This window comes from Bacteroides sp. 3_1_13 (assembly GCF_001185845.1).
GTDB classification, from domain to species: Bacteria; Bacteroidota; Bacteroidia; order Bacteroidales; family Bacteroidaceae; genus Bacteroides; species Bacteroides xylanisolvens.
The window spans coordinates 243,869-253,793 of record NZ_KQ236957.1; the positions used below are offsets into that span (position 1 = coordinate 243,869).

General features: G+C 43.2%; 10 protein-coding genes. 5 read left to right on the forward strand and 5 right to left on the reverse strand.

What is annotated here, in order from left to right; genetic code table 11:
* Positions 1-30: 30 nt before the first annotated feature.
* The gene (locus HMPREF9009_RS23325; RefSeq protein WP_049703523.1) at positions 31-1,206 is read left to right on the forward strand and encodes a mechanosensitive ion channel family protein; all 1,176 of its coding nucleotides are present in this window, start codon (positions 31-33) and stop codon (positions 1,204-1,206) included.
* Between the two features lie 230 nt (positions 1,207-1,436).
* Here HMPREF9009_RS23325 and HMPREF9009_RS23330 read toward each other — a convergent pair whose 3' ends face one another.
* Positions 1,437-2,654: an endonuclease/exonuclease/phosphatase family protein gene (locus HMPREF9009_RS23330; protein ID WP_049703524.1), complete on the reverse strand. Its 1,218-nt coding sequence runs from the start codon at positions 2,652-2,654 to the stop codon at positions 1,437-1,439.
* Positions 2,635-4,095 (reverse strand): aminoacyl-histidine dipeptidase, encoded by a 1,461-nt coding sequence (locus HMPREF9009_RS23335; protein ID WP_049703525.1) that lies wholly within the window; start codon positions 4,093-4,095, stop codon positions 2,635-2,637. The genes HMPREF9009_RS23330 and HMPREF9009_RS23335 overlap by 20 nt, the downstream gene beginning before the upstream one ends.
* 133 nt (positions 4,096-4,228) lie before the next feature.
* Here HMPREF9009_RS23335 and HMPREF9009_RS23340 point away from each other — a divergent pair, with 133 nt between their 5' ends.
* Both HMPREF9009_RS23340 and HMPREF9009_RS23345 read left to right on the forward strand, forming a co-directional pair.
* Entirely contained in the window at positions 4,229-4,462 is a 234-nt protein-coding gene (locus HMPREF9009_RS23340; RefSeq protein WP_008026083.1) for a hypothetical protein, read from the forward strand.
* Positions 4,463-4,489: 27 nt separating this feature from the next.
* On the forward strand, positions 4,490-5,092 hold the full coding sequence (locus HMPREF9009_RS23345; RefSeq protein WP_032812121.1) for an OmpH/Skp family outer membrane protein: 603 nt from the start codon (positions 4,490-4,492) through the stop codon (positions 5,090-5,092).
* A gap of 113 nt (positions 5,093-5,205) precedes the next feature.
* On the opposite strand, the gene HMPREF9009_RS23350 is transcribed toward HMPREF9009_RS23345, so the two are convergent.
* Both HMPREF9009_RS23350 and HMPREF9009_RS23355 read right to left on the reverse strand, forming a co-directional pair.
* Positions 5,206-5,547 carry a hypothetical protein gene (locus HMPREF9009_RS23350; protein WP_004316221.1) on the reverse strand — a complete coding sequence of 114 codons (342 nt, stop codon included), beginning with the start codon at positions 5,545-5,547 and terminating at the stop codon, positions 5,206-5,208.
* A gap of 3 nt (positions 5,548-5,550) precedes the next feature.
* The gene (locus HMPREF9009_RS23355; protein WP_049703526.1) at positions 5,551-5,847 is read right to left on the reverse strand and encodes an FtsB family cell division protein; all 297 of its coding nucleotides are present in this window, start codon (positions 5,845-5,847) and stop codon (positions 5,551-5,553) included.
* Positions 5,848-6,005: 158 nt separating this feature from the next.
* On the opposite strand from HMPREF9009_RS23355, the gene HMPREF9009_RS23360 reads away from it, so the two are divergent.
* On the forward strand, positions 6,006-7,871 hold the full coding sequence (locus HMPREF9009_RS23360; protein ID WP_049703527.1) for a DNA polymerase III subunit gamma/tau: 1,866 nt from the start codon (positions 6,006-6,008) through the stop codon (positions 7,869-7,871).
* 92 nt (positions 7,872-7,963) lie between these two features.
* On the opposite strand, the gene HMPREF9009_RS23365 is transcribed toward HMPREF9009_RS23360, so the two are convergent.
* Entirely contained in the window at positions 7,964-8,197 is a 234-nt protein-coding gene (locus HMPREF9009_RS23365; protein ID WP_004316218.1) for a PspC domain-containing protein, read from the reverse strand.
* 167 nt (positions 8,198-8,364) lie between these two features.
* On the opposite strand from HMPREF9009_RS23365, the gene HMPREF9009_RS23370 reads away from it, so the two are divergent.
* Complete coding sequence (locus HMPREF9009_RS23370) at positions 8,365-9,567, forward strand: IS110 family RNA-guided transposase (protein ID WP_008021897.1); 1,203 nt, start codon at positions 8,365-8,367, stop codon at positions 9,565-9,567.
* The last annotated feature ends 358 nt before the right edge of the window (positions 9,568-9,925 follow it).

Here is a 9,925-nt window from a genome sequence, read left to right on the forward strand (position 1 = left end):
TACTGTTATTTATTAAAAAAGACAGAAGTTATGTTAGTAGTAGATTTAGGAAAATGGATGAATAAAACCCTTATTGACTGGGGAATAGATCCGGCAGTTGCCGATCGTTTTGATGAGACTATTATGGCTTTACTGATGATAGTGATTGCTATCGTGCTGAATTACCTCTGCCAGGCGATTCTTATCGGAGGTATGAAACAGTATACGAGGCGGAGACCTCATCAATGGAACACGTTGTTAATGAAACGCAAGGTATTTCATCATTTGATTCATACCATCCCGGCTTTTCTGGTTTATTCGTTGTTGCCAATGGCTTTTATCCGTGGAAAAGAATTGTTACTGATTTCCCAGAAAGCGTGCGTCATTTATATTATTTTCTCTTTACTATTGGCTATCAATGGAATTCTGTTGATGATAATGGATATCTATGACGGAAGAGAGTCGATGAAAGACCGCCCGATGAAAGGATTTATCCAAGTGTTGCAGGTGCTTCTTTTCTTTGTAGGCGGGATTGTAATCATCGCTATTATCGTGAATAAGTCTCCGGCCACTTTGTTTGCGGGCTTGGGCGCTTCGGCGGCTATTTTGATGTTAGTGTTCAAAGACTCCATACTAGGTTTTGTGGCAGGTATCCAGCTTTCTGCCAACGATATGGTTCGTCCGGGGGACTGGGTGACGCTTCCCTCCGGTGACGCAAACGGTATTGTACAGGAGATAACGCTGAATACAGTCAAGATTCAGAATTTTGATAATACCATTTCCACCATTCCTCCTTATACATTAGTGAGCAGTCCTTTTCAGAATTGGCGGGGAATGACACAGTCGGGAGGACGACGGGTGATGAAGAGTATAACATTGGACTTGACTACACTTCAATTCTGTACGCCGGAAATGCTGGACCGTTATCGGAAGGAGATTCCATTAATGGCGGATTATCATCCGGAAGAAGGAGTGGTTCCTACCAATTCTCAAGTGTATAGGGTATATATTGAACGCTATTTGTGTAGCCTGCCCGTAGTCAATCAGGAGTTGGATTTGATTATCAGTCAGAAAGAAGCTACGATGTACGGAGTACCTATTCAGGTTTATTTCTTCTCCCGCAATAAGGTATGGAAAGAATACGAGCGTATTCAGTCGGATATCTTCGATCATTTGTTGGCAATGGTACCGAAGTTCGATTTGAAAGTTTATCAGTATTCGGACTAATTAATGGAGCTACGATGAGGCGTTATATTTCTCAACGATACTTATCCCTATGAGAAAAAATACTCATGCTAATGAGAATATATTCCCGTTACTATGAGAATCTTTTCTCATTATGGTGAGAATACTCCCTTGTCAGAGCATACTGTAACGACGTTTGTACTTCCCTGATAATGGTTGACTTTCTTTCTTTGTAATAACCGGATATTATTAGCTGCTACCGTTTCTTATAATTAATGTAGAATCAGTTCAAAGTCTGTATAGATGGGAAGATGGTCGCTGACACCGCCTTGATACTTCATACCCTTATAAGTGCGGAAAGGTTCTTTATCACCATATTTTTCGTCATCTTTCAGTAAAAAGGGGAGAAGGCACACATTTACTTTTTCTTCGCTGGTGAAAAAGTGATTTGATTGATTTAATAGAGTGCCGGATACAATCAAGTGGTCGAGTAATCCCCATTCACCACGATATTTGTAAGAACCGAAGTCTTTTGACTTTGCTTTCCGAGCGAGTAGGTGATATAGTTTAAGTGAGCAGGGGGCAACTGTTGAGAAGTTGGCGGAGCTGGTTGTTGAGGCTAGGTCATTGGGCATAACAGGAGGCGCTTCGGCTTCCAGTATTTTCTGAATAGATTGATTGGTTGGGTAATCGTTGAAATCCCCCATAATAATGACTTGCGGAAAAGAACGAATGTTCATAATGCTATCAACTTCCATACGTAGAATGTGAGCTGCATATAAGCGATAGGGTTCCGATTCTTTGGCTCCACCCGAACGGCTGGGGAGGTGGCAGACAAATACGTCGAGCGTATCTCCCGTCAGTAGAAGTCCGTTGACGTGTAGCAAATCTCTTGTCGGGCGGTATTGCTTCAACGGAGGGATAGAAATGGAACGGGAAGATAATAGTTTGAATAAATCCCGTTGATAAAGCAAGGCTACGTCAATTCCTCTTAAATCAGGGGAGTGGGTCATTACATAACGATAACTAAGCTCTTTTAAAGGAGAACGGCGGGTCAGGTCACGAAGCACCGTATCATTTTCTACTTCACATAGTCCGACCAATGCAGGCGGACTCCATTCGCCAATAGCAGTAATTACACGGGCAACGTCAACCAGCTTTTTTTTATATCTGCTATAATTCCAATGACGCATCGCGTCGGGAAGAAATTCGTGATCGTTCTTTAAACTGTCGTGGTGTGTATCAAACAGGTTTTCTATGTTCCAACTTACAACGCGGAAAGGGATTCTTTCTTGTTGAGAGGGGACTTGTGTGTCGTGATAGCCTTGTCCTTCGTGAGAATCTTGTGCGATAACATAAGAAGGAGCAAAGAAACTTACGGCTATTAAATTCATTGCAAAAAAGAGCATGGCAACAGCTACTCTCTTTTCACTGTTACCATACTCTTCTTTATGTTGACTTATCTGTCTGTTATTTCTTGGCAGGAACATGTGCCAAGATATCCAATAGATGTTTCCAGAATTTCTCAACGGTAGGAATAAGCATCCGTTCGTCAGGAGAGTGAACGCCTGTCAGTGTCGGTCCGAAAGAGATCATATCCAGCGTTGGATATTTATCAAGGAACAGGCCACATTCCAATCCTGCATGGATGGCTTTAACTTTCGCGTCTACACCAAACAGACGCTTGTAAGATTCAACAGCCACTTCGAGGATAGCCGAGTGGGGATTCGGTTTCCATCCCGGATAACCCTCGCCAAACGTAACATTGGCTCCCGCCAGTTGGAATACGGCACGAACCGTGTTCGCCATATCGTTGCGTGCGGATAGTATCGAGCTCCGCTGACTAGTTTCAATGCGGATGACATGATTCGGCTTCATCTTGACAGATGCCAGATTGGTAGAAGTTTCCACCAGTCCGGGAATATCCTGGCTCATGGCGTATACACCGTGAGGAGCTGCATACAGAGCTTTTAATAAACGGGTAGTGGTATCCTGGTCGATAGCCGTCTTGCGGGGAGTTTCCGATTCGAGAACCAACTTTAAGTCGGGCTCTACAACGGATAATTCGTCTTCCATTTCGCTGGTGAAGATATTCAGTTCGGTGCGGACATCATGTTTGGCATCTTCAGGAACTGCACAGATAGCGTATGCCTCGCGGGGAATAGCGTTACGCAGGTTACCACCGTTGATTTCACAAAGATACAGATCATGCCTGCCAGCCATGCGTGAAAGGAAACGGTTCAGTATTTTGTTGGCATTTCCCCGTCCCAAATGAATATCACCACCGGAGTGACCGCCTTTCAAACCTTTCACTTCCACCTTGAAGAAGAAATATCCAGCAGGAACTTTCACTTCCTTATAAGTAAATTCTGCAACGGAGTCAATACCTCCGGCACAGCCGATAAAGATTTCCCCTTCATCTTCCGAATCGAGATTCAGAAGAATATCACCGCTCATAAAGCCTTCCTGCAGGGCGAAAGCTCCGGTAAGCCCCGTTTCTTCGTCTACGGTAAACAGACATTCCAACGGACCATGTTCAATGCTGTCGTCAGCCAGAATAGCCAGTTCGGTAGCTACACCGATACCGTTGTCGGCTCCGAGGGTAGTGCCTTTGGCTTTCAGCCATTCACCGTCAATTTCCGTTTCGATGGGGTCGGTGAGGAAGTCATGTTGAACGTCATTGTTCTTTTCGCACACCATGTCGATATGTGATTGCAATACGACGGTTTGAAGATTTTCCTTTCCCGGAGTAGCGGGTTTTTTAATCAATACGTTGCCGGCTTCGTCCACCTTGGTTTCCAGGTTATGTTTTGCTCCGAATGCCTTTAGGTAAGCAATCATTTTCTCTTCCTTCTTCGAAGGGCGTGGCACTTGGCAGATTTCTTCGAAATACTTGAATACGCCAGCCGGCTTTAAGTCTTTTTTTTCCATGCTGTTTTTATTTTATAATAGGAATAGAAGGGCTGTTTTCGCTTCTTCTATTGCTAAATATGGTTAATTTGATTGACTTATCTGAACTCATATCTCATTAAAGCCTATCTTTGCACTCACAAAATTAATAGAAATGGTTGAGACTATACTGATAACTTTGTTAATAGTTGCTATTTCCCTGGTATTATTAGGGGTGAAAGTATTCTTTACGAAGGGTGGAAAATTCCCGAATGGTCATGTGAGCGGGAATAAAACGTTGCGTCAGAAAGGAATCGGATGCGCACAGTCGCAGGATCGCGAAGCACAAAAGAAACCGCGTTTTTCTATTGATGAGTTGGAAAAAGCCTTGAACGATAGTATGAATTAAATTTATTAAAAACAATACTTATTAATTATGAATAGAATGAACTACCTCATGAACGGTTTGGCTGCTCTTGCGTTTATCGTTTTATTTTCACAATGTGCTGGCAAAACTGACAATCAAACTACAAGTACTCCGGCACAGGCTAATGCCGAACTGTCAGGAATGAAAATTGCCTATGTTGAAATAGATACGCTGCTTGCCAAATACAATTTCTGTATTGACTTGAATGAGGCGATGGTAAAGAAGAGCGAGAACGTTCGCATGACATTGAATCAGAAGGCTACCTCTTTGAACAAGGAAAAACAAGATTTCCAGAAGAAAGTAGAAAACAATGCTTTCCTGTCACAAGATAGAGCGCAGCAAGAATACAACCGTCTGGTGAAGTTGGAACAAGATTTGCAAGAGTTGAGTAACAAACTTCAGAATGGTTTGATGGAAGAGAACAACAAGAATAGCTTGCAGTTCCGCGATTCTATCAACGCTTTCCTGAAAGAATATAATAAGACTCACGGATATAGCCTGATTTTCAGCAACACAGGTTTTGATAACCTGCTTTATGCTGACAGCACTTTTAATATCACAAAAGAAATTGTTGACGGGTTGAATGCAAGATATTCACCTGTGAAGAAATAATAGTGAAGGATAAAAAATAAACGTTCCGTTTCCTGATAAAAAGGACGGAACGTTTTCAATATTTTTTTCGATTTCCGCCTGTTCAAGACTGTAAAGCTATGAACAGGCTTTTTTTATGCCCTTTCTTTTTCTTCTTCCTGCGGAATACGGAAAGCAGTGTAAAGTTCGAGGATAGCAGCAATCGTGAGGCAGGCAATCCATTCATTGCCTCGGGTGGTAAACATAAAGGCTCCAGTCAGGATCAGCGCCAATGCTCCGAATATCTGCTGAACGCGTAGGCGTTTCAGTGTTTTGCCTTTTCCTTTGACAGGCGTGTTCACTTGTGCCAATGCGAAAAGTCCGGCTCCGATAGTATATATGTAAGGAGCATAGATCCATCCGGTGATAAATACAGCAGCTCCGGTGAGAGCCATGATGGCGCCTACGACAAAAAGGGCGGGTACTAATTGTTTCATTCTTTAATCTTCAAAAACGTAAATATCTTCGTTGGGTTTCTTCATCAGATACTTTTCACGGGCGATCTGCTCGATGGCGTCCGGATTGGTCGTTATTTCGTTGAGACGCTTGGTGTTCTCTTCGTAATCTGCCCGATATTTTTCTATCTCTTCTTTCAACTGGCTAATCTCCCGTTCATATCCGAAACGACGAACCAGGCTGTTCTCGTCCAGAAAGCCAATGATAACAGCAAACGCAACGACCGTAATGAGATACTTTCGTCTGCGTATGAAACTCCAGATATTGATTAGTTTACCCATAATTTCTCCTTTTAATATCCGCAAAGATAAAACTAATAACTTAAAAACTTATCGCTTTAGCTTCAAAACTTCTCTCTTTATCCCTTATTACATCTCACTTTTTTTGTGTACATTTGCAGAATAAGCGAAAATTCAAAAAAACAGAGAGAATCCCGGATATGGAAAACTATATTGTTTCAGCCCGTAAGTACCGTCCGTCCACGTTCGAATCGGTGGTAGGACAGCGGGCGTTGACTACTACGCTGAAAAATGCAATTGCTACCCAAAAGCTGGCTCATGCTTATTTGTTTTGCGGACCACGTGGGGTAGGAAAGACCACTTGTGCGCGTATCTTTGCCAAAACCATCAATTGTATGACGCCTACGGCCGACGGAGAGGCTTGCAATCAGTGTGAGTCATGTGTAGCTTTCAACGAACAGCGATCATACAATATTCACGAACTCGATGCTGCTTCCAACAATTCGGTAGATGACATTCGCCAGTTGGTGGAGCAAGTACGCATCCCGCCGCAGATTGGTAAGTATAAGGTATATATCATCGACGAGGTGCACATGCTTTCGGCATCTGCTTTCAATGCGTTCCTGAAAACGCTGGAAGAACCTCCCCGTCATGCTATCTTTATCCTGGCTACGACGGAGAAGCATAAGATTCTCCCTACCATTCTTTCCCGTTGTCAGATTTATGACTTTAACCGGATAAGCGTGGAAGATACGGTGAATCATCTGTCGTATGTTGCTTCGAAAGAAGGAATCACGGCGGAGCCGGAAGCACTGAACGTGATAGCTATGAAGGCAGACGGTGGTATGCGTGATGCTTTGTCTATCTTCGATCAGGTTGTAAGTTTCACCGGAGGAAATATCACCTATAAGAGTGTGATTGATAATCTGAACGTTCTTGATTATGAATATTATTTCCGTCTGACGGATTGTTTCCTCGAAAACAAGGTAAGTGATGCTTTGTTGCTTTTCAATGATATATTGAATAAAGGCTTTGACGGAAGTCATTTTATTACCGGATTATCGTCTCATTTCCGTGACCTGTTGGTGGGGAAAGACCCGGTGACATTGCCTCTACTGGAGGTGGGAGCGAGCATACGCCAACGCTATCAGGAACAGGCGCAGAAATGTCCGTTACCTTTCTTGTACCGGGCCATGAAGCTTTGTAATGAGTGTGATTTGAATTACCGCATCAGCAAAAATAAGCGTTTGCTGGTAGAACTGACCTTGATACAGGTTGCACAGCTTACCACCGAGGGGGATGACGTGAGTGGTGGGCGTGGCCCTACGAAGACCATAAAACCCATATTCACACAGCCTGCCGCAGCTCAGCAGCCGCAGGTCGCTTCTGCAACCCAGGTTCAGCAGGCTTCCCTTCATACGTCTCCGTCTTCAGTAACAACACAGGCTGTTAATGGCACTACTGTCCGGCATCCGCAAGCATCTGCGGCAACGCAACCGGGAGCATCAGCTTCTTCTGGTGCGGCTTCGTCTGCTCCGTCGCAAGGAGCGGGAGTTGCCTCAACTGTCAAGGAAGAACGGAGAATTCCGGTGATGAAGATGTCTAGTTTGGGCGTGTCTATCAAGAATCCGCAGCGCGATCAGACAACGCAGAATACAGTTACCACTCATGTTCCCAGAGTACAGCAACCGGAAGAAGATTTTATTTTCAATGACCGGGATTTGAATTATTACTGGCAGGAATATGCCGGTCAGTTGCCGAAAGAACAGGATGCTCTTACTAAACGTATGCAGATGCTCCGTCCGGTATTGCTTAATAACTCAACGACTTTTGAAGTGGTGGTTGATAATGAGTTTGCTGCAAAGGATTTTACAGCTTTGATTCCTGAATTGCAGAGTTATCTTCGTGGTAGGCTGAAAAACAGCAAAGTGGTGATGACAGTGCGGGTAAGTGAGGCAACGGAAACAATACGTCCTGTGGGACGTGTCGAGAAATTCCAGATGATGGCTCAAAAGAATCAAGCGTTGATGCAGCTGAAAGATGAGTTCGGACTGGAGCTATACTAATGTACTTATTTCTATCGGATTACCATCTTCCAGGAACGAAGGCTTTTATCTATATCGGATACTGGTATGAAAATATGGTCTATACTTTTAATTTAATGTAAACGTTGATTCATACGGTCTTCGTATCCGTCTGAAGGTCTTTTTCCCGGCATGACAATCCACAGGATTATATATATGATTACTCCGGCGAAAGCAGTGAAGAATGTAGCCAGTATATACACTATTCTTAATAAGGTAGGGTCCCATCCGAAATATTCGGCTATTCCGGCGCATACACCTGCGATCATTCGGTTGGAAGAACGGGTTAGTTTCTTTTCATTTTCCATGATGTACTTTGTTTTAGTGCGAATACTATACAAAATTATATAGAAAAATCGAGTTTTTCTACACCGGCACAATAAAAACCGAGGCCAACCCTCAAACTCTGCTTCATACTTCGTTTAATTGTTACGAATGTCCTATATTTAAGGAGTGTAACTAAAAAATCTCAAATATGGACAAAGACAGAATCGTGGCCGGCCTTGATGTCCACAAAGATACAATTTATCTCTGTGTGATGGATAATACAGAGGCCGTTATTTTTGCAAAAGTTTATGGTACATTGACTCCTGATTTAGAACTTATGTGTTCCGAGATGGTTTCTCATGGGGTGACAGAGGCAGCAATGGAAAGCACTTCGACCTATTGGGTCCCTGTGTGGAATGCCTTGTGCGAGAGCATGTCTCTCAAATTGGTAAATCCTTATTTTATAAAGCAGCTTCCCGGTCGCAAGAGTGATGTGAAGGATGCCCAATGGATAGCGGAATGCTTGTTGAAGAATCTGATTCGTGGAAGTTTTGTGCCAGATAAGAGAGTGCAGGACATGCGCAAGTATAACCGTCGCATCTTCGACCTGAATGAAGACCTGACGTATAACAGCAATAAACAGGACGCTGCTTTACAGCGATGTGGTTTTCGGTTAAGTAACTATGTATCCCGAGTCAATGGAAAAAGCTATCAGAAGTGCGTCCGTGCAATAATAACCGGGATAACAGACCCTGAGGAGCTGGTGAAACTCATTCATGGAAAAACTCTACGGAAATACGGACGCAACATCATAAAGGATGCCGTAACGGGTGACTTTCACCAGGCAGACATCTGTTTGTTAAAGCAATACGCAGAGCTTATAGAGGTAATCGAGCGACAAATCGAAGAATGCAGGAATGCTCTCATTGCCATGTGCCAGGAACACTTCCCGAAACAATTCAAACGTCTACAGAGTATCCCCGGTGTTAAAGAACGCGCCGCTTCGGCTATAATTGCGGAGACCGGGGCTGACATGAAACCGTTTGAAAAAGCAACAAACCTAGTGGGATGGTGTGGATTGAAACCACGCAATGATATAAGCAACAATAAAGTCAAAAGCAACAGGACGACGCATGGGAACCGATTCCTGCGTCAGATATTGATTGAAATATCCTGGGTCGCATCAAGAACCCGAAACTGCTTTTTCTCAAATTTCAGCTACGTGCAATGCACCCAACGCCATAAGAACAAGATGAAGATACAAGTAGCCATCGCCCGAAAACTATTGGTCGCAGTATGGCATATGCTGACAAAAGACGAGGATTTTATAGATGTTTACCTCAAGCGGCTTGAAAAGCAGGCGGAATGGCAAAATGATATTCAAGCATTAGAATCGTTATTGGTCGGATAGACCTTTCCGATATACCTCTATCGACAACATAATTACCTTTGTGCTGCCACATGAGCGCGTTTACAAAATTATTGTATCTATAGAGGGATTGGACACCAGCGTAGTCCTTTTAGGCTGAAGAGGAAAGTAACAAACTTTACTAGTTCAGACGACAAAATACTTGTCGTCTTAGGCGTTTTGTGGGAAAACTTACGGACTATAAGTATAATTAATTAGATACAAGTAAGTTACATGCGAATATAAGAGCAGGAGATTTTTCTTTTTAGAGGAAAGGTATATAAAAAAACAGATTTTTTACGCCCGGTAAATAAGAAAGTCAAGACCGCGACTATCTTTGTGGTAAAAACGAGGTCATAGG

What these genes read in the sequence shown, in the direction of transcription:
- HMPREF9009_RS23360 (WP_049703527.1), top strand. Translation starts at nt 6,006, where the DNA reads ATGGAAAACTATATTGTTTCAGCCCGTAAGTACCGTCCGTCCACGTTC.
- HMPREF9009_RS23350 (WP_004316221.1), bottom strand. Translation starts at nt 5,547, where the DNA reads ATGAAACAATTAGTACCCGCCCTTTTTGTCGTAGGCGCCATCATGGCT.
- HMPREF9009_RS23370 (WP_008021897.1), top strand. Translation starts at nt 8,365, where the DNA reads ATGGACAAAGACAGAATCGTGGCCGGCCTTGATGTCCACAAAGATACA.
- HMPREF9009_RS23330 (WP_049703524.1), bottom strand. Translation starts at nt 2,654, where the DNA reads ATGTTCCTGCCAAGAAATAACAGACAGATAAGTCAACATAAAGAAGAG.
- HMPREF9009_RS23340 (WP_008026083.1), top strand. Translation starts at nt 4,229, where the DNA reads ATGGTTGAGACTATACTGATAACTTTGTTAATAGTTGCTATTTCCCTG.
- HMPREF9009_RS23345 (WP_032812121.1), top strand. Translation starts at nt 4,490, where the DNA reads ATGAATAGAATGAACTACCTCATGAACGGTTTGGCTGCTCTTGCGTTT.
- HMPREF9009_RS23355 (WP_049703526.1), bottom strand. Translation starts at nt 5,847, where the DNA reads ATGGGTAAACTAATCAATATCTGGAGTTTCATACGCAGACGAAAGTAT.
- HMPREF9009_RS23335 (WP_049703525.1), bottom strand. Translation starts at nt 4,095, where the DNA reads ATGGAAAAAAAAGACTTAAAGCCGGCTGGCGTATTCAAGTATTTCGAA.
- HMPREF9009_RS23325 (WP_049703523.1), top strand. Translation starts at nt 31, where the DNA reads ATGTTAGTAGTAGATTTAGGAAAATGGATGAATAAAACCCTTATTGAC.
- HMPREF9009_RS23365 (WP_004316218.1), bottom strand. Translation starts at nt 8,197, where the DNA reads ATGGAAAATGAAAAGAAACTAACCCGTTCTTCCAACCGAATGATCGCA.